The organism is Kribbella sp. NPDC002412, from assembly GCF_053592935.1.
The window spans coordinates 53,453-74,860 of the sequence record NZ_JBSFBL010000020.1 but is presented as its reverse complement, the minus strand read 5'-3'; the positions used below and the strand labels follow the sequence as shown (position 1 = coordinate 74,860).

At 68.2% G+C, this 21,408-nt stretch carries 23 protein-coding genes; 18 read left to right on the top strand and 5 right to left on the bottom strand.

Translation table 11 applies throughout. From position 1 onward, the window contains the following. The first annotated feature begins 260 nt into the window (after positions 1-260). From leuA to recO, 12 genes are all read left to right on the top strand, one after another. Entirely contained in the window at positions 261-1,934 is a 1,674-nt protein-coding gene (gene leuA, locus ACWCOV_RS18155; protein ID WP_449830480.1) for a 2-isopropylmalate synthase, read from the top strand. 238 nt (positions 1,935-2,172) lie between these two features. After that, positions 2,173-3,270, top strand: a complete 1,098-nt coding sequence (locus ACWCOV_RS18150) for an ABC transporter permease (protein WP_449830420.1) — start codon at positions 2,173-2,175, stop codon at positions 3,268-3,270. 4 nt (positions 3,271-3,274) lie between these two features. Then, a complete protein-coding gene (locus tag ACWCOV_RS18145; RefSeq protein WP_449830419.1) occupies positions 3,275-4,177 on the top strand; it encodes an ABC transporter permease in 903 nt (300 codons plus the stop codon). Between the two features lie 14 nt (positions 4,178-4,191). Further along, positions 4,192-5,268 carry an ABC transporter ATP-binding protein gene (locus ACWCOV_RS18140; RefSeq protein ID WP_449830418.1) on the top strand — a complete coding sequence of 359 codons (1,077 nt, stop codon included), beginning with the start codon at positions 4,192-4,194 and terminating at the stop codon, positions 5,266-5,268. Beyond that, positions 5,265-6,320, top strand: coding sequence for an ABC transporter ATP-binding protein (locus ACWCOV_RS18135; RefSeq protein ID WP_449830417.1), 1,056 nt, complete (start codon positions 5,265-5,267; stop codon positions 6,318-6,320). Before ACWCOV_RS18140 ends, ACWCOV_RS18135 begins: the two co-directional genes overlap by 4 nt. Then, entirely contained in the window at positions 6,320-6,523 is a 204-nt protein-coding gene (locus ACWCOV_RS18130) for a hypothetical protein (RefSeq protein ID WP_449830416.1), read from the top strand. The genes ACWCOV_RS18135 and ACWCOV_RS18130 overlap by 1 nt, the downstream gene beginning before the upstream one ends. 64 nt (positions 6,524-6,587) lie before the next feature. Continuing rightward, entirely contained in the window at positions 6,588-8,447 is a 1,860-nt protein-coding gene (locus ACWCOV_RS18125; protein ID WP_449830415.1) for an ABC transporter substrate-binding protein, read from the top strand. Between the two features lie 94 nt (positions 8,448-8,541). Further along, positions 8,542-9,999, top strand: coding sequence for a GNAT family N-acetyltransferase (locus ACWCOV_RS18120; RefSeq protein WP_449830414.1), 1,458 nt, complete (start codon positions 8,542-8,544; stop codon positions 9,997-9,999). Between the two features lie 126 nt (positions 10,000-10,125). Beyond that, positions 10,126-10,404 (top strand): SAV_915 family protein, encoded by a 279-nt coding sequence (locus ACWCOV_RS18115; protein WP_449830413.1) that lies wholly within the window; start codon positions 10,126-10,128, stop codon positions 10,402-10,404. Between the two features lie 67 nt (positions 10,405-10,471). After that, the gene (locus ACWCOV_RS18110; RefSeq protein WP_449830412.1) at positions 10,472-11,461 is read left to right on the top strand and encodes an aldo/keto reductase; all 990 of its coding nucleotides are present in this window, start codon (positions 10,472-10,474) and stop codon (positions 11,459-11,461) included. Further along, on the top strand, positions 11,458-12,282 hold the full coding sequence (locus ACWCOV_RS18105; protein ID WP_449830411.1) for an SDR family oxidoreductase: 825 nt from the start codon (positions 11,458-11,460) through the stop codon (positions 12,280-12,282). Before ACWCOV_RS18110 ends, ACWCOV_RS18105 begins: the two co-directional genes overlap by 4 nt. Before the next feature lie 12 nt (positions 12,283-12,294). After that, positions 12,295-13,035, top strand: a complete 741-nt coding sequence (gene recO, locus ACWCOV_RS18100; RefSeq protein ID WP_449830410.1) for a DNA repair protein RecO — start codon at positions 12,295-12,297, stop codon at positions 13,033-13,035. On the opposite strand, the gene ACWCOV_RS18095 is transcribed toward recO, so the two are convergent. Together ACWCOV_RS18095 and ACWCOV_RS18090 are read right to left on the bottom strand one after the other, a co-directional pair. Next, positions 13,032-13,787 carry a PIN domain-containing protein gene (locus tag ACWCOV_RS18095; protein WP_449830409.1) on the bottom strand — a complete coding sequence of 252 codons (756 nt, stop codon included), beginning with the start codon at positions 13,785-13,787 and terminating at the stop codon, positions 13,032-13,034. The genes recO and ACWCOV_RS18095 overlap by 4 nt on opposite strands. Next, entirely contained in the window at positions 13,784-14,152 is a 369-nt protein-coding gene (locus ACWCOV_RS18090; RefSeq protein WP_449830408.1) for a hypothetical protein, read from the bottom strand. Before ACWCOV_RS18090 ends, ACWCOV_RS18095 begins: the two co-directional genes overlap by 4 nt. Positions 14,153-14,514: 362 nt before the next feature. Between ACWCOV_RS18090 and ACWCOV_RS18085 the strand changes: the two genes are divergently transcribed. The 4 genes from ACWCOV_RS18085 (at position 14,515) to ACWCOV_RS18070 (ending at position 17,231) form a co-directional block, all read left to right on the top strand. Continuing rightward, the gene (locus ACWCOV_RS18085; protein WP_449830407.1) at positions 14,515-14,874 is read left to right on the top strand and encodes a hypothetical protein; all 360 of its coding nucleotides are present in this window, start codon (positions 14,515-14,517) and stop codon (positions 14,872-14,874) included. 213 nt (positions 14,875-15,087) lie between these two features. Further along, positions 15,088-15,483 carry a hypothetical protein gene (locus ACWCOV_RS18080; protein WP_449830406.1) on the top strand — a complete coding sequence of 132 codons (396 nt, stop codon included), beginning with the start codon at positions 15,088-15,090 and terminating at the stop codon, positions 15,481-15,483. Positions 15,484-15,642: 159 nt separating this feature from the next. After that, positions 15,643-16,215, top strand: coding sequence for a hypothetical protein (locus tag ACWCOV_RS18075; RefSeq protein ID WP_449830405.1), 573 nt, complete (start codon positions 15,643-15,645; stop codon positions 16,213-16,215). Then, complete coding sequence (locus tag ACWCOV_RS18070) at positions 16,209-17,231, top strand: hypothetical protein (protein ID WP_449830404.1); 1,023 nt, start codon at positions 16,209-16,211, stop codon at positions 17,229-17,231. Before ACWCOV_RS18075 ends, ACWCOV_RS18070 begins: the two co-directional genes overlap by 7 nt. A gap of 502 nt (positions 17,232-17,733) precedes the next feature. Here the strand turns inward: ACWCOV_RS18070 and ACWCOV_RS18065 are convergent. After that, on the bottom strand, positions 17,734-18,183 hold the full coding sequence (locus ACWCOV_RS18065) for a hypothetical protein (protein WP_449830403.1): 450 nt from the start codon (positions 18,181-18,183) through the stop codon (positions 17,734-17,736). Between the two features lie 109 nt (positions 18,184-18,292). Between ACWCOV_RS18065 and ACWCOV_RS18060 the strand changes: the two genes are divergently transcribed. Beyond that, positions 18,293-19,129, top strand: a complete 837-nt coding sequence (locus ACWCOV_RS18060; RefSeq protein WP_449830402.1) for an isoprenyl transferase — start codon at positions 18,293-18,295, stop codon at positions 19,127-19,129. Between the two features lie 148 nt (positions 19,130-19,277). Continuing rightward, positions 19,278-19,433 (top strand): hypothetical protein, encoded by a 156-nt coding sequence (locus ACWCOV_RS18055; protein ID WP_449830401.1) that lies wholly within the window; start codon positions 19,278-19,280, stop codon positions 19,431-19,433. A 114-nt stretch (positions 19,434-19,547) separates the two neighbouring features. Here the strand turns inward: ACWCOV_RS18055 and ACWCOV_RS18050 are convergent, their stop codons facing one another. Both ACWCOV_RS18050 and ACWCOV_RS18045 read right to left on the bottom strand, forming a co-directional pair. Further along, complete coding sequence (locus ACWCOV_RS18050; protein WP_360531588.1) at positions 19,548-20,189, bottom strand: response regulator transcription factor; 642 nt, start codon at positions 20,187-20,189, stop codon at positions 19,548-19,550. Further along, positions 20,186-21,391: an ATP-binding protein gene (locus ACWCOV_RS18045; RefSeq protein WP_449830400.1), complete on the bottom strand. Its 1,206-nt coding sequence runs from the start codon at positions 21,389-21,391 to the stop codon at positions 20,186-20,188. The genes ACWCOV_RS18050 and ACWCOV_RS18045 overlap by 4 nt, the downstream gene beginning before the upstream one ends. Positions 21,392-21,408: the final 17 nt, after the last annotated feature.

Genomic DNA, 21,408 nt, shown 5'->3' with positions numbered 1-21,408 from the left:
TCTGCGTGTCTCGCCCGGCGGACCCCGGGTTCGACGGGCCAGGGGGTTTGTGCTTAGACTCACTGGCATCATGCGGCACCAGCTTCTCCTCCTTCGCTGCCGCGGCGAGGCCTGACAAGGCCGGTTCCCTCGCCGCGGAGTCTCGTCGTACGCCGGTCGTCCTGCGACCCAGAGCCCGTTTCGATTGAGCACAGCACCTCCCGAGGAGAACCCCCGTGGCACCGAAGAACCAGCCCAAGCCCGTCCAGCAGCCGTCCGGGATGCCGATCCAGCGCTACCGCGCGTTTCCCCCGATCGACCTGCCGGACCGCACCTGGCCGGCGAAGTCGGTCGACAAGACCCCGCGCTGGCTGTCCACCGACCTGCGTGACGGCAACCAGGCTCTGGTCGAGCCGATGTCGCCGGCCCGCAAGCGGCGGATGTTCGACCTGCTGGTGAAGATGGGCTACAAGGAGATCGAGGTCGGTTTCCCGAGCGCCAGCCAGTACGACTTCGACTTCGTCCGCAGCCTGATCGAAGAGGACGTCATCCCCGACGACGTCACCATCTCGGTGCTGACCCAGGCCCGCGACGAGCTGATCGAGCGCACCGTGCAGTCGCTGCAGGGCTCGCCGAAGGCGACCATCCACCTCTACAACGCGACCGCGCCACTGTTCCGCCGGGTCGTGTTCAACGTGGACAAGGCCGAGTGCCTGAACATCGCGGTCCGCGGCACCGAGACGGTGATGAAGTACGCCGACGACATGCTGGGCGACTGCGAGTTCGGCTACCAGTACAGCCCGGAGATCTTCACCGGGACCGAGCTGGAGTTCGCGCTCGAGGTCTGTGAGGCGGTCAGCGACCAGTGGCAGCCGGCCGAGGGCCGGGAGATCATCCTGAACCTGCCGGCCACCGTCGAGATGTCCACCCCGAACGTGTACGCCGACCAGATCGAGTGGTTCAGCCGCAACCTGACCCGGCGCGAGCACAGCACCATCAGCCTGCACCCGCACAACGACCGCGGCACCGCGGTGGCCGCGACCGAGCTCGCTCTGATGGCCGGCGCCGACCGGGTCGAGGGCTGCCTGTTCGGCCACGGCGAGCGGACCGGCAACGTCGACCTGGTCACGCTGGGGATGAATCTGTTCAGCCAGGGCATCGACCCGCAGATCGACTTCGCCGACATCGACGAGATCCGCCGTACGGTCGAGTACTGCACCCAGATGCGGGTGCCCGAGCGGCAGCCGTACGCCGGCGACCTGGTCTACACCGCGTTCTCCGGCTCGCACCAGGACGCGATCAAGAAGGGCCTGGAGGCGCTCGACAAGCAGGCCGCGGCCGAGGGCCGGCCGGTCTCCGAGATCGCCTGGGAGGCGCCGTACCTGCCGATCGACCCGAAGGACGTCGGCCGGTCGTACGAGGCGGTCATCCGGGTCAACTCGCAGTCCGGCAAGGGCGGCGTCGCGTACATCATGAAGTCGGAGCACCGGCTCGACCTGCCGCGCCGGCTGCAGATCGAGTTCAGCCGGGTGATCCAGCAGCACACCGACTCCGAGGGCGGCGAGGTGAACCCGCAGCACATGTGGGACATCTTCGCGGCCGAGTACCTGGCGCCGGGCAAGTTGTCGCTGCTGACGGTCAACTCGTCGTCCGGCGAGGGCCAGGGCGACCAGCTCCGCGTGCAGGTGTACTCGAACGGCGTGCCGCACGAGCTGGTCGGCGAGGGCAACGGCCCGGTGTCGGCGTTCGTCGACGCGATCCGGCCGCTGAAGTACGACGTCCGGGTGCTGGACTACCACGAGCACGCGCTCTCGGCCGGCGGTGACGCCCTGGCCGCGGCGTACGTCGAGTGCGAGGTCGGCGACGAGGTCTACTGGGGCGTCGGCCGCGACGCCAACATCCTCACCGCCTCGCTGAAGGCAGTCGTCTCCGCCATCAACCGCGCGACGCGTTAGGCACCGGCACCCGCCGGCCGTCGCTCATCGCCCGTCACCCTTCGCAAGGGGTGACGGGCGATTTGGCGTGCGGTGACCGCTGGATTGCTCACTGTGGGCAACGTTGTCAGAATCCGTTGACTCCTTGTCTGTGAATGCGCACACTATCGTCACTGCGCACAGAACCGTGTAAGGCACCGAGCCTTACTAAAGCGCGAACCGGGGGCCTGCTCGTCGGTAGTCGCTGGAGGTGAGCTGTGTGGGCGGTGCGGTCGAAACACCGGCTGGGAAGCTGATCGAAGGGCCGATCCGGGTGCGGCCCCCGGTCGCGAAGCGGTTCGTCCAGTCCTGGCTGGTCCGCCGGATCGCGAAGGCGGTCCTGACCGTCTTCATCGTCACGACCGGCACGTTCTTCCTGGTCCGGCTGCTCCCGGGCAACCCGGTCGACACCTACATCCAGACCACGATCGCGCAGACCGGCATGTCGTACCAGGACGCCGCCGCGCAGGCGCGCAACCTGTTCTCGCTCGACCCGGACGAACCGCTGATCCAGCAGTACGCCACGTACATGCTCAACCTGCTGCACGGCGACTTCGGGAACTCGCTGCTGTCGCCGGGCACCACCGTCGCCCAGGTCATCAAGACCTACCTGCCCTGGACGCTGTTCTCGGTCGGCGTCGCGACGATCGTCAGTTTCGTCATCGGCATCGTGGCAGGAATGATCATGGCCTACCGCCGGGAGAGCTGGATCGACCACACGCTCAGCTCGATCGGAGCCCTCCTGCACGCGATCCCGAACTACATCCTGGCGATCCTGATCGTCGTGTTCCTCGGCGTGAAGCTGCAGGTCTTCAACCTGACCCAGGCGCGCGGCTCCTACACCCCGGGCGTCGAGCCGGCCTTCAGCCTGAGCTTCCTGAACGACATCTTCTACCACGCGATGCTGCCGATCCTCGCCTACACGTTGACCACGGTCGGGTCCTGGGCGCTGGTGATGAAGTCGTCGACCGTGGAGACGCTCGGCGAGGACTACGTGACCGTCGCGCGGGCGCGTGGCCTGACCGACTCCCGGATCCGGACCGGGTACGTCGGGCGTAACGCCGTACTGCCCCTGTTCAGCGCTCTCGCGGTGTCACTCGGCTTCGTCGTCGGCGGCTCGATCTTCGTGGAGCGGATCTTCGGCTACCAGGGCATCGGGTACAGCCTCTACAACGCGGTCTCGGCGCGCGACTATCCCGTCCTGCAAGGAATCTTCCTGGTCGTCACGATCTCGGTGGTGGTGGCCAACCTGCTCGCCGACGTCCTCTACAGCCGTTTGGATCCGCGGATCCGGGTCGGCTCAAAGGCGAAGGGGTGACGCCATGGCCGACGTTGTGACCGCCGGAGACGTCACCGCCATCGGTACGACGAGTGTCTCCCGCTTCAGCGGAATCCTTCGTGCGCTGCGGCGCAGTCCGGCCGGCTTCATCGGCTTCGTGATCGTGGTGTTCCTGGTGCTGGTCACCGCGATCGGACCGTTCTTCACGCCGGAGGTGACGCCGAACGTGCAGGAGATCCTGTTGCCGGCCGGATCGCCCGGCCACCTGCTCGGGACCGACAACGAGGGCAAGGACGTCCTGATCCAGATGATCGGTGGCGGCCGGACCGTCATCTTCGTCGGGTTCTTCGCCGCGGCGATCTCGACCGCGGTGGCGATCGTCCTCGGTTCGCTGGCCGCCTACCTCGGCGGCTGGGGCGACTCGGCCGTCGTGACCGCGGCCGACGTCGTCCTGACGATCCCGCAGATCGTCCTGCTCGCGGTCCTGGGGGCGATGTTCAGGCTCGACTCGCCGATCCTGCTCGCGCTGCTGGTCGGCGGCCTGTCCTGGCCGGTGCTGACCCGGGCGGTGCGGGCGCAGGTCCTGTCGCTGAAGGAACGCGAGTTCGTCGAGGCGGCCCGGCTGCTCGACCTCGGCACGATGCGGGTGGTGTTCGTCGAGATCCTTCCGAACATGGCCAGCTTCATCCTGATGAACTTCATGATCGGCGTGACGAACGCGATCTACCAGCTGGTCGGTCTCTACCTGCTCGGTCTGGCGCCGCTGACCGGATCGAACTGGGGCATCATGCTCAACCGCGCCTGGATCGCGGGCGCCGTCTTCAACGACGCGAGCCTGGCCTGGATCCTCGCTCCCGTCGTCGCGATCGTCCTGCTCCTGCTCGGATTGGTGATGATGACGAGATCCCTCGAGGAAATCCTCAACCCGCGCCTCCGGGACGGGTGAGCATGGTGACGACGATGTCTTCGGACCCGGCCCGCACGATGCGCGGCGGCCGGGACAAGCCGCTGCTGTCCGTCCGCGACTTCACGGTGGAGTACCGGACCGGTTCCGGCACCACAGTGCAGGCCGTCCGCGGGATTGACCTCGACCTCTACCCGGGCGAGAGTCTCGCGCTCGTGGGGGAGAGCGGGTGCGGGAAGACCACGTTCGGTCTCGGCCTGCTGCGCCTGCTGCCGCGGCTGGGACACGCCAGGGGCAAGGTGACTCTGAACCGCGGTGACGGTACCGAGATCGACGTACTCGGTCTGGGCGGACGCGACCTGCGGCAGTTCCGGTGGCGGGAAGCGGCGATGGTCTTCCAGGGCGCGATGAACGCCTTCAACCCGGTGCTGAAGATCCGCGCGCACATGCACGACACGATGCGTGCGCACACCAAGGCGAACCGCCGGGAGATCGAGGACCGGGCCGGTGAGCTGCTCCGGCTGGTGCGGCTGGAGCCGGAGCGGGTGATGGACTGCTACCCGCACGAGCTGTCCGGCGGCATGCGGCAGCGGGTGCTGATCGCGATGAGCCTGCTGCTCGAGCCCGAACTGCTGATTCTCGACGAGCCGACCACCGCGCTCGACATCCTCACCCAGCGATCGGTCGTCGACGTGCTGCACGAGGTGCGCGAGCGGCTCGGCTTCTCGATGATCTTCATCTCCCACGATCTCTCCCTGGCCGCCGAGCTCGCCGACCGGGTCGCGACCATGTACGCCGGTCGCATCGTGGAGACCGGTGGGGTCCGCGACCTGTTCTACCGCCCGCGGCACCCGTACACACTCGGGCTGATCAAGGCTGTCCCACCGATCGTCGGCGACCTGCCGGACCTGGAGTCGATCCCGGGCGGGCCGCCGAGCCTGGCCGCGTTGCCCTCCGGGTGCACGTTCCACCCGCGGTGCAGGTTCGCCACCGCGGAATGCACCGAGACCGACCCGCCGCTCGTCCCGGTGACCGACCTGCAGGGCGATCGCCACGAGGCGGCGTGCATCCACTGGAAGGACGTGCAGCCGGCCGGGAAGGTGCGGACCGAGGGCTTGGGGACGGCGTCATGACCGCGACCCAAACCGCCCCGGCGGCCGCCGCCGAGGGCCGCACACCGCTGATGACGCTGGCCGGCGTCAGTCAGGTGTTCGACACCAAGGCCGGCCCGATCCGCGCGGTCGACCAGGTAGACCTGTCGATCAACCCCGGTGAGGTGCTCTGCCTGGTCGGCGAGAGCGGTTCCGGTAAGACCACTGCCGCCCGGGCGGCGGCCGGTCTGACTCGGCCGAGCGACGGCACGGTGGCCTTCGACGGAACCGACATCTGGTCGATGGACCGCCGCGAGTTCGGTACGTTCCGGCGCAGCGTGCAGTACGTGCACCAGGATCCGTACGCGTCCCTGAACCCGACCCGGACCGTCCAGCAGACGCTCACCGCGCCGCTGCTCAAGCACAAGGTGGTCAAGGGCGCGAAGGCCGCCGTGGAGCGGGCGGCCGAGCTGCTGACCAAGGTCGACCTGAGCCCAGCGGAGAACTACCTCTCGAAGTACCCGCACCAGTTGTCCGGTGGACAGCGCCAGCGGGTGTCCGTCGCGCGGGCGCTGACCCTCGACCCCAAGATCATCATCGCGGACGAGTCGACCTCGATGCTCGACGTGTCGATCCGGATCAGCGTGCTGGCGATGCTGGGCCGGCTGCGCGACGAGCTCGGCGTCGGGTTCCTGTTCATCACGCACGACCTGGCGATCGCGAAGTACTTCGGCTGGCACGGCAAGACCGCGGTGATGTACCTGGGCCGGATCGTCGAGTTCGGCCCGACGCCGAGGATCGTCAACGCGCCGACGCATCCGTACACCCGGGCGCTGATCGACGCGATCCCCGAACCCGATCCCGACCTCACCAGGACCAAGGGCTCGGGATCGCTGCGCAGCCTGGAGATCCCGAGCCTCGCGAACCTGCCGGCCGGGTGCTCGTTCCATCCGCGCTGCCCGAGCTTCGAGGACGGTCTGTGCGACGGTGCGCGACCCGAACTCGTCGAGATCCGTCCCGGTCAGTCGGCCGCGTGCCACGTGGTGGCCCGCGACGGCGCCGGCGTCGACAGCCCGGACGGAGCGGCCCGTTGATGCCACCGGCGGTCGGCCGGGCGGCGCTCGGCTGGGCGGCGTTCCTGGTGCTGGCCAGCGTGGTCCTGCTGATCACGCTGACGCCGGGTACGCCGGAGTTCGTCGTCACGTTGTTCACGTTGTGCCTGGGCCTGCTCCTCGGCGTGCTCGTGGCCGCCGGGCTCGCCTGGACCCGGCACCGGGACAAACACGAGGGGGGTTAGCAGTACGTCGTACCAGCAGTGCCTGATCACGCGGGCGTGCGATCAGTTCAGGAAAGGACGAAGGATGAGTCCCACCGGCACCAACGATTCCGGCACGAACTCCCCGGGCGCGAGCGCCCTGACCAACGCGATCTCTCGCCGGCAAGTGCTCCAGCTGTTCGGCATCGCCGGCGTCGGCGTCACCGGCGCCGGGGCGCTGGCGGCGTGTTCGCCGAGCTCGCCGAACAGCACCAGCAACGGGGGCAGCTCCGGTAACAAGGAATTCCACGGCGCGTACCCGTACCAGCTGCCGCCGAAGGGCCACTTCAACTTGGGCGCCGGCGTTCTCGACGGCGTCCAGCAGCTGAGTCCGTACCTCGACCTGATCTACCCGAGCGGCGCCATGTACTACTGGGCCGACAAGAAGTACGAGTACATGATGGCCGAGTCCAGCTCGCTGGACGAGGCCAACAAGACCTACACCATGAAGCTCCGGTCCGGCCTGACCTGGAGCGACGGCTCGCCGGTGACCGCCAAGGACGTGGTGTCGACGTTCAACCTGCACTGGCTGATGCGCCAGCAGTCCTGGACGTTCCTGTCCGACGTCAAGGCGCAGGACGACACGACCGTGGTGTTCACCATCGGCACCCCGTCCACGGTGCTCGAGCGCTACATCCTCCGGGCGCCGATCCTGCCCGCCTCGGTCTACGGGGAGTGGGCGACCAAGGCCGAGACCCTGCGCAAGGCCAAGGCCGGCCTGGACGACGGCGAGGGCAAGAAGCTGAACGGCGACTTCCAGAAGTTCCGCCCGGAGAACCCGGTCGTCTCGGGACCGTTCAACTACGACCCGAAGAGCATGACCAACTCGCAGATGACGCTGGTCAAGAACGACAAGGGCCTGTTCGCCGACAAGATCGGCTTCGCCAAGGTCGTGCTGTACAACGGTGAGACCTCGGACATCACGCCGGTCGTGATGAACAAGGACGTCGACTACGCGACGCACGGCTTCGCGGTCGCCAGCGAGAAGACCTTCCAGTCCAACGGGTTCCGCGTCCTCCGTCCGCCGGTGTACTCCGGACCGGCGCTGTACTTCAACTACACCACGCACCCCGAGCTGGCCGACGTCCGGGTCCGGCAGGCGATCGCGTACGTCGTGGACCGCAAGGAGAACGGAACCGTCGCGCTCGGCGACTCGGGCAAGGCCTGCAAGTTCATGGCCGGCTTCTCCGACATCACCGTGCCGGACTGGATCTCCGACGCCGACCAGGGGAAGCTGAACGCCTACGACAAGGACCTCGACAAGGCGACCCAGCTGCTGCAGCAGGCCGGCTGGAAGCAGTCCGGTGGCAAGTGGATGCTGCCGTCCGGCAAGCCGGCGGCGTACGACATCAAGTTCCCGACCGAGTTCGCGGACTGGAACCCGGCGGCGACCAACGCGGCCGACCAGCTCAACAAGTTCGGGTTCAACATCACCAAGCGGGGTGTCACCTTCACCCAGCAGGAGCCGGACGTGCTCGCCGGCAAGTTCGACATCGCCATCCAGGCGTGGGGCGCGTCGAGCCATCCGCATCCGTACTTCTCGTACGTCCAGGACCTCTACCGGTTCAACTACGTGCTGGCGGCGAACCAGGGTGGCAAGGGCATGAACTTCCCGCTGAAGCAGACCACCTCGGCCGGTCCGATCGACCTGCAGTCCGTGGTGGACAAGTCGGCCCAGGGCCTGAACCTCGACGAGCAGAAGAAGAACATCACGGCAGCGGCGCTGGCGTTCAACGAGCTGCTGCCGATCATCCCGCTCTGGGAGCGCTACGGAAACAACCCGGCGCTGGAAGGCCGCCGGGTCGCCAAGTTCCCGGCCGATGACGACCCGATCCTGAAGAACGCGCCGTACGCCGACAACTTCGTGATCATGTACCTGTACCAGGGCAAGATCACTCCCGCGTGAGCACGCGCCGGAGGCCCGCATCCGGGTGGGCCTCCGGCGCTCGCCGGACGGAATTCGCTGGTGGGTGAACCGTTGAGCTGGTTGGCTCGGCGGGGTGATCAGCGTTCGCGAGATCGATCCGGCCGACCTGGCTCTGTTCGACGAGTGGTACGACGCGCTGCGCGCCGGCGTGGTCGCGGGGCGCGAGGCCGCGATCGTGGTCGGCCGGGAGGCGCTCGGGTTCTCGCTGCGCAACCCGGGACCGCTGAAGCGGCGGCTCGCGGTCGGCGCGTTCGAGGACGACCGGGTGCTCGGCGCGATGCTGTTCGAGTACCGGCTGACCGACAACCTGGACACCGTCGAGGTCGAGATCGACGTGCCACCGCAGCATCGGCGCCGCGGCATCGGCACGGCGCTGTGGCAGTGGGCGGTCACGCGGGCCGCACAGCTCGGGCGGACCATCTTCCAGACCGAGCTCGGCGTTCCGTCCGAGCCGTGGCCGGGCGCGGCCTTTGCGGCGAAGCTCGGGTTTGCCGTCGAGCATGTGGAGGACCACTTCGTCGTACCGCTGCCGTACGACGAGGTGCGGCTGGACGAGTTGCGTCGTACGGCGGGAGTGCTGGACGGGTATCGACTGACCTCGTGGGCCGGCGTGTGTCCACCGGCACACCAGCAGGCGTACGCCGATCTGCACACCGCGATGGATCGCGACGTGCCCACCGGCGGGATGACGCGCGAGGTCGTGCCGTGGACGGTGGAGAAGCTGGAGGCGAGTGAGCAGCGGATCGACCGGAACTACCTGGCCCTAGTCACGATGGCCCACACATTGTCGGGAGCGCCCGCCGGCTACACGTTGATGTATCTGCCACGGGCTGACGCGTCGCATGCGCAGCAGGACGACACCCTGGTACTGCGAGAGCACCGCGGACACAACCTGGGCACACATCTGAAGCTGGCCAACCTGGATCTGCTGGCGAAGCACCGGACGAAGCAGCGCTACCTGCACACCTGGACAGCGCAGTCGAATGTCGCCATGCAGATTGTCAACAATCGCTTCGGCTTCGAGTCGGTCGAGGAACATCGTGAGCTCGAGCTGACCTATCCGCGGCTCCGTCCCGCTGCCCGCGCGGTGGTCCTGGATCCCGCCGATCGGGTGCTCCTGGTCCGGTTCGAGTTCGCCGACGGACCGCTCTGGGCGACGCCCGGCGGCGGTCTGGAGGCGGGGGAGTCGCTGCGGGACGGCCTGCACCGCGAGCTGCAGGAGGAAATCGGCCTCGACGCGCCCGCCGAGCCGCCGCACCTCTGGCACCAGGAAGTAGTTGCCGAGGGCCACGCCACCGGCTACGACGGCGTCATCAACGACATCTTCCTCGTCCGCACCGACCCGTTCGCTGTCGGCGGCACCATGACAGCCGAGGAGCTGCAGGCCGAGAACGTCCACGGCCACCGCTGGTGGACCCTCTCCGAGCTGCAGTCGCACGAGGGCCGCTTCGCCCCTCGGAACCTCCCATCCCTGATCGAGGAGCTCCTACGCTCCGGCCCACCCACCACCCCCACACAACTCGGCCTGTGAACCTCCTCATCCTGGATCCCACCGACGGCGTGCCTGTTCACCCGGTCCGCGTGGGGCTGTGAGAAGGCTGTGCGAAGTGTGTGCGGGAACGGGTGTGGGGCAGGATTCGGGCCTAGCGTCGGCGGGGTGAGACCTCGACATTGCGCTGGCTGGTTCGTCCCGGTTCGATCCACCGACGGCATCGCCGTACTGCAGACCGGGCGGCTGCCCGACGGTGCTCGGGTCGGCATCGCGTTCACCACGCTCGGCCTGCTCCGGGCCGCGACCGGACCGCGGCAGGAGTTCGTCCGCCAGTCCGAGGAGGCGCTGCGCGACCTGCTGGCGCCGCGCGGGATCACCAGGATCCAGCTCGACCCGGTGCTCGTCGGCCCCGACGTACGGTCCGAGGCGGCGCTGGTCCGCTGAGGTCACTCACCGTGACCGCCGGAGGGGTCTTGCCCACAGCAACGGCCGACGGCGGTAGGTTCGGGGCATGCGTGAATCGAAGCTCGGTGACCTGCACGTCTCCTGCCTCGGCCTCGGCTGCATGGGGATGTCCCAGTCCTACGGTGTGACGACGGACGAGACCGAGTCCATCGCCACCCTGCACGCCGCCATCGACGCCGGCTGCACCTTCATCGACACCGCCGACGTGTACGGCGACGGCGCCAACGAGGAGCTGGTCGGCCGCGCGCTGGCCGGCCGCCGCGACCAGGTGGTCCTCGCCACCAAGTTCGGCTTCAAGAAGCCGACCAGCCCGAACGACCCGCCCACGGTGGTCGACGGCAGCCCGGCGTACGCGCGGCAGGCGCTGGACGCCTCGCTGCGGCGGCTCGGCGTGGACCACGTCGACCTGTGGTACCTGCACCGCAAGGACCCGCAGATCCCGATCGAGGAGACCGTCGGCGCGATGGCCGAGCTGGTCCAGGCGGGCAAGGTGCGGTACCTCGGGCTGTCCGAGGTGAACGGCGACACGGTCCGGGCCGCGCATGCGGTCCACCCGATCAGCGCGGTCCAGAGCGAGTGGTCGCTGTGGACCCGTGACCCGGAGACCGTCGTACTGCCGACGCTGCGGGAGCTGGGCGTCGGGTTCGTCCCGTTCAGCCCGCTCGGCCGCGGCTTCCTGACCGGGCAGCTCAAGTCGCCGGACGACTTCGAGCCCGACGACATGCGGCGCGGCCTGCCGCGGTTCAGCGGCGAGAACTTCCAGCGCAACCTCGACCTGGTCGAGAAGGTCCGCGAACTGGCCGCTGCCAAGGGCGTCACGGCCGGGCAGCTGGCCCTCGCCTGGCTGCTTGCTCAGGGCAATGACATTGCGCCGATCCCGGGTACCAAGCGGCGCAAGTACCTGGAAGAGAACCTCGGTGCTGTGGACGTCCAGCTGACCGCGGAGGAGCTGGCGGCGCTGGACGAGGCCTTCCCGCCGGACGCGGTGTCCGGTCAGCGGTACACCCAGGGCGGGATGGACCTGGTGGGCAAGTGATCGGCGTCACCGGCTCCACCGGTCAGCTCGGGTCCCGGATCGCGCGCCTGCTCGCGGAGTCCGGGGTGCCGCAACGGCTGATCGTGCGCGACCCGGGCCGGGCTCCTTCGTTGCCCGGAGCCGAGGTCGCGCAGGCGGCGTACGGCGAGCAGGCGTTCGCCGACGCCCTGGCGGGGGTCGACACCTTGATGTTGCTGAGCGCAACGGAATCCGCGGATCGGGTTTCGTTGCACAAGGCCACGGTCGACGCCGCGGTGGCGGCCGGTGTGCGGCGGATCGTCTACACGTCGTTCCTGGGGGCGTCGCCCGGGGCGACGTTCACCTTCGCGCGGGACCACTGGCACACCGAGGAGCACGTCCGGTCCCACGACGTCGAGTTCACGTTCCTGCGGGACAACCTGTACCTCGACTTCGTGACCGGGTTCGTCGGCGAGGACGGCGTGATCCGCGGGCCGGCCGGCGACGGCCGGGTGGCCGCGGTCAGCCGTGACGACGTGGCAGCGGTGGCGGCCCGGGTTCTGGTGGACCCCGGGCACTCCGGGATGACCTACGACCTGACCGGTCCGGCCTCGTTCACGCTGGCCGAGGCGGCCGCCGTACTGTCGTCCGCCTGGGGCCGGCGGGTCCGGTACGAGGCGGAGACGCTGGACGAGGCCTACCAGTCCCGGGAGGGGTACGGCGCTCCCGCGTGGGAGGTCGCCGGCTGGGTCACGTCGTACGCCGCGATCGCGAGCGGCGAGCTGAGCGGGGTCTCGTCGGCGGTCGAGGACATCACCGGCCGTCCGCCGACCAGCCTCGAGGAGTATGTCGCCCGCGGGTGAGAGACTGAACGGGTGCCGCTCTACCGTGATGAGGCGATCGTGCTGCGCACCCAGAAGCTGGGTGAGGCGGACCGGATCGCCACGCTGCTGACCCGCGGTCGCGGCAAGATCCGCGCCGTCGCGAAGGGCGTCCGCCGTACGTCGTCCCGCTTCGGCGCCCGCCTCGAGCCGTTCAGCCACGTCGACCTGCAACTCGCCACCGGCCGCACCCTCGACGTGGTCACGCAGGCCGTGTCGATCGCGGCGTACGGCGAGGGGATCGTCAACGACTACGCGCGGTACACGACCGGCACGGTCCTGCTGGAGACCGCGGACCGCCTGGTCGTCGAGGAGAAGGAACCTGCCACCCAGCAGCACCTGCTACTGGCCGGCGCCCTCCGCGTCCTGTCCACCGGCGAACGCGAACCAGCCCTGGTTCTCGACTCGTTCCTCCTCCGCTCGCTGGCCATCAGCGGCTATGCACCCTCCTTCGCCGACTGCGCCCGCTGCGGCGAGGAGGGCCCCCACCGGGCCTTCAACCCCGCCGCCGGTGGCATGGTCTGCACCAGCTGCCGCCCGCCGGCCTCGGCCATGCCGTCGCCCGGCACCGTCACGCACCTGGCCGCCCTGCTGACCGGCGACTGGCCCACTGCGCTTCAGGCCGACCCCCGTACCCGCCGAGAGGCCACCGGTCTTATCGCCGCATTCTTCACCTACCACCAGGAGCACCAACTCCGGTCCTTGCCGCACCTGGACCTGAGTACGGGGTCCTAGACCTCCTGCTCGGAGCTCTTGGCGCGTTCCGTGGATTGCTGGGTGCCCTTGCGGGCTTCGGGGGTCGTGGTGGGGGCCTGTGCCGCTGGCGACGGCAGACCGCTGAAGGCCTTCGATGCGGCCGAGCCTCGCTGGTTGGCGGTGAGCACCTCGGCGGTGCCCCGCTGGTCGGGCGGTACGACGGAGTTCAGGTTCTGGGCGAACGAGCGCAGCTCCGGCTGGGTGGCCATCTTGTCGATGAGCTGGGACATGGTTCGCGGGTCGCGCTTGTTGCGATCGACCATGTCCTGCAGCGCCGACTGCACCCGCTGCGGGTCTTCCTGCAGCTTGCGGTTCAGGAACTGGGACAGCTTCTCGACGCGCATCGCGTGCGGCCCGGACGACGGCGGGTGGAAGTCCTTCACGTTGTCGGTGACCAGCACACTCGACTCGCTGTGTACGGCGGCCGCGAGCACATGCTTGTCCTTCGGGTCGGCCTGCATCTGCGGCTCCAGACCCTCATGGCCGCTGGTCATCGCCCGCGGGAAGACCTTGTTCATCATGGCGATGCGCTTGTCGATCTTCTCCTCGGACACCCCGGGCGGCCGATTACGGCGCATCTCGTCGAGGACATGCTGCGACCAGCGTGGCTCGAAGGTGTCCCGATGCGCCATCGACATCAGGATGTCGTTGGTCAGCTGACCACGAATCACGTTCGCGTCGAGGAACGCCCGCTCCGGCCGCGACGGCGTACCAGGCGCCGACTCGGTCACGACTGCCGTCCGTCGTCGTCGGCCGCGTCCCAAGGCTCGTCGTCCAGCAGTTCGTCCAGCGCCGCGCTCCGTTCCTGCCGGCGCTTGGTGTCCCAGGCGATCACGTCGGACAGGCGGACCCAGTCGACGTACTCCGACGACCGGAAGGGAACGGCGCCCTCGGCAACGTACGCGCGCAGATCGTCCCGGCCCATCCCGATCGCGTCGGCCGCCTCGTCGATCGGCAACTCGGGCCGCAACGGCGTCACCTTCACCGCCTGCCCCGCCCGCATCGCCTCGATCACATGCCGAACCGCCCGGAACACCTGCGCCGGAATCTCCTCCCGCACCCCATCCGGCCCCACCACAGCCGGCCCGTTCGGCACCACCCGACTCTCATCCGACTCCAGCAGGTAAATCCGCGAGTCACTACTAGGCCCGGCCACACCCAAACTCTATTTCAACCACCGGCTCACCTGTGGATAACCCCCACCACCCGGAACCGAACGTATGAAACAGTTACACCCTCAGTAGTCCCCACCCGTCCCCGGAGGCTCCCCCCATGCCCAGGCGACTAGCCACCGCAGCCCTCATCACCACAGTCGCCACCCTCCCCGCCTGCACCCCCGAAAACCCCAAGCCCCCACCCTTCACCCCCACACCCACCACCAGCACCACCCCAACCCCCGCCACCCCCTCCCAACAGGCCGCCGAAGCAGCCGTAGCCGCCTACCGCCGCTACATCCAGGTGACCGACGCAATGATGAGAAGCGGAGGCACCGACGTAAAGAACCTCCCGTCGGTCGCCGCCGGCGTCGAACTCCGCGCCTCCCAGATCGAAGCCGAGAACTACCGCGGCCAGAAGATACGAGCCATCGGAGCGACCGAGATCGTCTGGGCCAAACCCGTCCAGGTAGCCGGCGCCACAGCATCCGTGCAGGCCTGCCTGGACACCTCGAAAACACAAGCCGTCGACTCAACCGGCAAGAACGTCAAGCTCCCCGGCACCCCAACCCGCTGGCTCGACAACAGAGACCTACAACTCATCGCAGGCACCTGGAAGGTCACGAGGGGCCTCAACCAGGGATCCCGGTGCCAACCATTGTGATCGCAACAGGCACGGCCCTCGCACAGAAACCTAGTTCCACCCCGGTTCCGGAGTCTCCCGCATGCCCAGGCGACTAGCGACCGCAGCCCTCATCACCACAGTCGCCACCCTCCCCGCCTGCGCCCCCGAAAACCCCAAACCCTCACCCTTAACCCCCGCCACCAGCACCACCCCAACCCCGCCAACCCATCCCAGCAGGCAGGCGAAGCAGCCGTGGCCGCCTACCGCCGCTACATCCAGGTCATCAACGAGATGACGGCAAGCGGGGGCACCGAGGTGGAGAACCTGCCGTCCGTGGCGGCGGGCGTCGAGCTCCGCGTCTCCGAGATCCAGGCCGAGAACTATCGAGGCCGAAAGATCAAGACCATCGGGATCCCGGACGTCATCTGGGCCAAGCCGATCAAGCTCGGCGGAGCGACTGCTGGAGAGTTCACGACAGCGTCTGTCCAAGCCTGTGTGGACACGTCCAAAACTCAGGCCGTCGACGCAGCCGGCAAGAGCATCAGGCCACCCGGCACCCCAACCCGTTGGCTCGACAACCGAGACCTGCAACTCGTCCAGGGATCCTGGAAGGTCGTCAAGGGCGAGAACCAGTGGGCACAGTGCTGAACGCGCTGCTCGGTCTCGGCCGCGGCCACCGTCGTGAGACCTCGGTCCACGGCCGACCCAGCTATCGCCTGAAGCCCTGTGGATAACTTCGACTGCGGGAACCGTACGTATGAAACAGTTGCACTCTCAGTAGTTCCGCGTACGGTCCGGAGGCAGTGGATGATCAGGCAGTTGGTGGCAGTAACGTCCGGCTTCGCAGTTCTGACGTGCCTGCCCGCGTGCGACTCGACCGACAGCGCCACGCCTCCACCCTTCACCCCATCAACCATCACAAACTCACCAACACCGACCCCCACGGAGTCGGCACAAGCCAGCGCAGTGTCGGCGGCGTCTGAGGCCTACCGCAAGTTCATCGCTGCAACTGACGTTGCTGGCGCCAGCGGGGGTGTGAACGTCACCGAACTGAAGAAGTACGCCAGTGGAGTGATGTTGGCGGCGGAACTCAATCAGGCGGACACGTTCCGCGGCAAGAAGTGGCGAAGTATTGGTCGCCAGCAGGTGATGTGGGTCAAACCACTGACGGTGGGCAAGCCGGATGCAAGCGGTCAGATCACTGAGATGACCCTGCAAGCTTGCGTCGACGCTTCGCAAGCCACGGCCGTCGATGCCAATGGCAAGAGCGTCAAGGTCCCCGGGACTCCGACAGAGATCATCGACGAGATGCGGATGCGCCGCCTGCAAGGCAGTTGGAAAGCGGACTACCCGCAGAGCAGGAAGGGCGGGAAATGCTGACCCTTAGACTCCTCGCGGCCTCGGTCATTCTCGCGATCCTCGGGACATCGCACGCTGTTGCCGGCGAGCGGCAGCCGACTCCGTCGATTCAGCCGCCGGACTGCACGATCAGCATTCTCACTGGTAAATGCGATGTGGCCATCGGTAATGACGGGAAGGAGGGGGCGGGGTCGGATGGGAAGGCTCCTGGATCGAAGCCCGCAGGCACGTCGGGATGTGTCGGCAAGGGGAAGCCGATTCCGTGTCGCATGGCGGAAGGGTTCTGGGATGCGGCGTCGGGATGCTACTTGACGCCGCAGGCGCAACTGAGCTCCCTGGTCAACTCGGCTAGCGACTATCCGCCGGGAACCAGGTTCTACGCCTGCTGGGTGCTGCTGGACGTGGTCGACGGAAGGCCGGTTGGTATCGAGCGGTTCGAGTCGGTTGTCCGCGAGCCGGGGCAGCCTGCGGTGGCTGATCCTCGGGTGGTGGCTCGGCGGGTGGTGGAGAGTATGGCGTTCAGGGCGCCGCAGCTTGGGTTGTCGCCGTACGTGCAGAGTGCCGCGGGTGATGGCGTTGTGAATGTGCCGATCTGGATGTGGGTCACGGATCCGGGGGAGAACACCACTGGTCCGTTGACCAAGCAGGCGACGCTCGATGGGGTCACTATCGTGGCTACCGGGACGGTGGATCGGATCGAGTGGACCATGGGTGCGGGCGACAAGGTGACCTGCAAGGGCGGCGGTACGCCGTTCACCCGCTCCTACGCGGAAGGCAAGTCGCTGAAGGAGATCCCGCCGTCCCCCACGTGCGGCCACAAGTACCGCAAGACCTCCCGCTGCGAGCCGACCGGGAAGTTCCAAGTGACAGCAACCACCTACTGGAACGTCCACTGGACTGGCGGCGGTCTCCAGGGCGACATCCCCCTCAACTTCAGCCGCTCAACCTCCCTTCGCGTTACCGACCTCCGCCCGGTCCTGGTTGCTCCGGAGGGCGCGGCGACCGCACCACCGCTGTCGGCACGCCCTTGCTCGTGAGGTGTGCGGACGAGCCGCGGTAGCCGGCCGCTGACCACCTCTCGCTGGTATGGAAGCCGCGTCCTCAACTGCAGTCATGTGACGTTCGCCAGCGGGGCGGCGTGATCGACCAGCGGTTGCTGCGGCTCAGACCTCTCGTTCGCCGGAGGACTCTGCGCTGGGTTGACTTGCGGGCCTTCGGCGGGGTGGCGCGCGGCCTGCCGGCGGCGGACGACGGCGAGACGTCGTCGAGGGCGACCGCGTGTGCCGACCTCGCCGGCTCAGCGGCCGGGGTTGTCGCACAGGAGGCAGTTCAGGATCCGCGACGTCTACTCGACCGGCATGGCCGGGGGGCGGGCGGGTTGAAGTCCTTCACGTTCTCGGTCACCAGGACTGTCGACTTCGTCAGTTCCTCTGCGGATCAGCGGGCTGAAAGGCGCCGGGATGCGCGAGTGTCAGCAGGACATCGGTCTGCAGGTGTCCGCGGAGGACGGTCACATCAGGGAACGCACGCTTCAGCGGCTCAGGCATCGCGGTCGGGACGCGTCTCCGGTGCGTCGTCATCGTCGTACACGGACTCTTTGAGCATCTCGTCCAGGGCGGCTCGGCGTTGGGTCCGCAGCCGTGCTTCGAGGGCGAGAACGTCGGTCAGTTGGACCCAGTCGGTGTACTCGGTTGTGCGGAACGGCAGTGCGCCCTCGGCAGCGTAGGCCCGTAGCTCGTCAGAGGCCATGCCGATTGCGCCGGCCGCTTCGTGGATGGGGAGTTCGTGGCGGAGCGCGGTGATCTGTACGGCGAAGCCCTGTCGCATCGCCGCCTCGACGTACTGCATGGCCGCGAAGACGGTGGGCGGGATCTCGTGCCTCGTTCCATCTGGGGTTGTCAGGGCAGGACCGCCCGGGACGAGTCGTCTGTCGTCGTCGCCGGCGAGCAGAAAGACCTCGGACTGACTCGGTAGTACGTCGATGTTCACGAGCTTGTGGCTCCCTGATCCGGTGACGGTTGGTGTCAGCGTGGCACACGGAGGGTCGGTGGTGGGGGAGGTTATCCACAGGGTTGGGGGGTAGGGGAGGATGCTGGTTATGTCGCCTATTGGTCGTCGTCGGGGTCGGGGGTTGGAGTCGCGGGGTGGGCAGAAGGTGGTGGTGGCGCCGGAGGGGCATCCTTCGGGGGCTCGGCCGCCGGTGATTCCGGCGGAGCTGGTTCCGAAGCACGTGGCGATCGTGATGGACGGGAACGGGCGGTGGGCCAAGCAGCGTGGGCTGCCGCGGACCGAGGGGCACAAGGCGGGCGAGGCGTCGCTGCTGGACGTGATCAAGGGCGGGATCGAGATCGGGGTGAAGTACATCTCGGCGTACGCGTTCTCGACCGAGAACTGGGCCCGTTCGCCCGAGGAGGTGCGCTTCCTGATGGGGTTCAACCGGGAGGTGATCCACCGCCGGCGCGACGAGCTGGACGCGATGGGTGTGCGGGTGGTGTGGTCCGGGCGGCGGCCGCGGTTGTGGAAGAGCGTGATCGACGAGCTCGAGTACGCGCAGGAGCGGACCAAGCACAACGACACGATCACGCTGCAGTTCTGCGTGAACTACGGCGGTCGCGCCGAGCTCGCGGACGCGATGCGGTCGATCGCGCGAGACGTTGCCGACGGCAAGCTCAAGCCGGACCGGATCACCGAGCAGACGGTCGCCCGGCACCTGTACGCGCCGGACATCCCCGAGGTGGACCTGTTCGTCCGCTCGTCGGGTGAGCAGCGGACGTCGAACTTCCTGGTCTGGCAGCTCGCGTACGCCGAGATGGTCTTCCTGGACACGCTCTGGCCGGACTTCGACCGCCGCGACCTGTGGCGCGCGATCGAGCTGTACGCCCAGCGCGATCGCCGCTACGGCGGCGCCATCCCCAACCCGGTCGCCCCGGCCTGACCGCAGTACAAACTCTGACCGTCGCACCAGACCCGATCGCCGTACGGCGCTGCCGCGCAGGTCGGACCGTGGTCGCGCAGGGGAACGGCGGTGGACTGAGGTGCGTCTAGGCTCGTTGGACGACTGACCCAGGACAAGGGAGTACGACGTGCCGGACCAGCCGACGGATGAGACGCCGCAGCAGGCGGTGGAGCGGGAACTGCGGGCCGCCCAGGAGGAGGTCCGTCGCGTAGGTGACGTCCTGCGCGCCGCCCTGGCCGAAGACGACCGCCTGGCCCGCGAGGCAACCGAGACCGAGCGCTGATCATCAGTGCGGTCGACCCCGCACCAACTAGCCGATCCCCAAGTCGCAGACGGCAGGTCAGTAGGCGCCGCTGTCACACGGCCGGCGTGCTGGTGGCCGGACTCGACCTATAGCTCAGCGGCCGGGGGAGGGGAGTAGGCCTCGTTCTATGGCTACGGTGACGGCTCGGGTGCGGTCGTCGACGTCGAGCTTGGTGAAGAGGCGTTGCAGGTGGGTCTTGACGGTGGCTTCGCCGATGAAGAGCTCGCGGCCGATCTCGGCGTTGCTCAGCCCGCGGGCGACCGCCGCCAGCACCTCGAGCTCCCGAGGCGACGGTTGAGCGCTGGCCGGCGCGGCCGGCGTGCGTAGCCGAGACATCAGCCGCGCGGCGACCGGCGGCGCCAGGACCGTCTCGCCACGCGCCGCGGCGCGGATCCCGTCGAGCAGGTCCGCATGCGGCGTGTCCTTCAGCAGGTAGCCCGCGGCGCCGGCCTCGACGGCGTGCAGGATGTCGGTGTCCGTGTCGTACGTCGTAAGAACAAGCACCCGCGTCGACGGGTACCCGGAAACGATCGCCCCGGTCGCGGCCACCCCGTCCATGCGCGGCATCCGCAGATCCATCAGTACGACGTCCGGCTTGGTCGACTCCACCAGCGCCAGAGCCTCCGCGCCGTCGCCTGCCTCGCCGACGACCGAGATGTCCTCGGTCACGGCGAGCATCCCGGCCAGCCCCGACCGCACCACCGGATGGTCGTCAACCACCACTACCCGAATCACGCGTCCTCCGCTGGGATCAACACCTGCACCCGGGTGCCCTGACCCGGCGCGCTCTCCACCTGTACCGAACCACCCGACTCCTCGACCCGCCCGCGCATCGCCGCCAGCCCGTACCCGGCATCGGCCGTCGACGGCGTGAACCCGGTCCCGTCGTCGCGGATCTCGATCCACACGCCGTCGTCCGAAATACCCAGCGTGATCAGCACCTGCGTCGCGGCCGCGTGCTTCCGCACGTTGGCCAGCGCCTCCTGGGCCGATCGCAACAGCACTACCTGCTGAGCCTGCGGCAGCGCGGCGACCTCCTCGTCCGGCAGGTCGAGCGACACCTGGACGTCGACGCCGGTCTCGGCCGCGAACCGCTCGGCCTGCCGGCGCAGCACCTCTGTCAACGTTGCCTCGGACAACGCAACCGGGGTGAACGCGGCTACCAGCGCCCGCGCTTCGGCCAGGTTCTCCCGGGCGGTGTCCTCGATCGCCGCCAGCCGGGCCGCGGCACCGTCTGTCCCGCCGCGCTGCAGCTCGACCGCGGCGGTCTGGGCGAGCATCACGATGCTGGTCATGCCTTGCGCGAGGGTGTCGTGGATCTCGCGCGCCATCCGCTCCCGCTCGGCCATCACACCGGCGCTGTGGTGCGCCTCGGCGAGCTCGTCGCGCGCCGACTGCAGCTCGCGGATCAGCTCGGCCCGCTGCTCGCTCTGGGTGATCACCCGTTCGATCCAGATCCCGAACAGCAGGCTCACCACCAGGCTGACCGCCATCCAGGGCAGGACCGACCAGAACGCGTCCCAGCCCCAGCCGGCGCTCCACAGCTGCGCCGAGCCGACGCCGACCACCAGCAGCAGGCTGAACGCCGCGGCCTCACGCACCCGCTCGCAGAGCAGCCACATCTGCGCCGACGCGATGAACATCAGGAACACCGCTTGCGGATACAGCGCGACCAGCACCATCAGGCACGCGATCAACACGATCCGATAGCTGTACGACGGCAGCCGCCGACGGGACGTGATCGCGGGCAACCCGAGGAACTGGTACGCCGCCCCGGCCACCACGGTCGCACTCGTGTAGGCAATCCGGCGACCGGTGCTGAGGTCGGCCGAGAACGAGACGGCGAACGTCAGCGCCAGCAGGACCCAGAACACGATGTGCCAGCCGATCAGCGTCCGCATCCAGATCGGCTCGTCCACCACCCGGGTCTGTTCCACGATGTCTATCTTCCTCT

Excerpts from the sequence above, each read along its gene's own strand:
- leuA (WP_449830480.1), top strand. The coding sequence starts at position 261 with ATGCCGATCCAGCGCTACCGCGCGTTTCCCCCGATCGACCTGCCGGAC.
- ACWCOV_RS18145 (WP_449830419.1), top strand. The coding sequence starts at position 3,275 with ATGGCCGACGTTGTGACCGCCGGAGACGTCACCGCCATCGGTACGACG.
- ACWCOV_RS18140 (WP_449830418.1), top strand. The coding sequence starts at position 4,192 with ATGTCTTCGGACCCGGCCCGCACGATGCGCGGCGGCCGGGACAAGCCG.
- ACWCOV_RS18135 (WP_449830417.1), top strand. The coding sequence starts at position 5,265 with ATGACCGCGACCCAAACCGCCCCGGCGGCCGCCGCCGAGGGCCGCACA.
- ACWCOV_RS18130 (WP_449830416.1), top strand. The coding sequence starts at position 6,320 with ATGCCACCGGCGGTCGGCCGGGCGGCGCTCGGCTGGGCGGCGTTCCTG.
- ACWCOV_RS18125 (WP_449830415.1), top strand. The coding sequence starts at position 6,588 with ATGAGTCCCACCGGCACCAACGATTCCGGCACGAACTCCCCGGGCGCG.
- ACWCOV_RS18110 (WP_449830412.1), top strand. The coding sequence starts at position 10,472 with ATGCGTGAATCGAAGCTCGGTGACCTGCACGTCTCCTGCCTCGGCCTC.
- ACWCOV_RS18075 (WP_449830405.1), top strand. The coding sequence starts at position 15,643 with ATGATCAGGCAGTTGGTGGCAGTAACGTCCGGCTTCGCAGTTCTGACG.
- ACWCOV_RS18070 (WP_449830404.1), top strand. The coding sequence starts at position 16,209 with ATGCTGACCCTTAGACTCCTCGCGGCCTCGGTCATTCTCGCGATCCTC.
- ACWCOV_RS18060 (WP_449830402.1), top strand. The coding sequence starts at position 18,293 with ATGTCGCCTATTGGTCGTCGTCGGGGTCGGGGGTTGGAGTCGCGGGGT.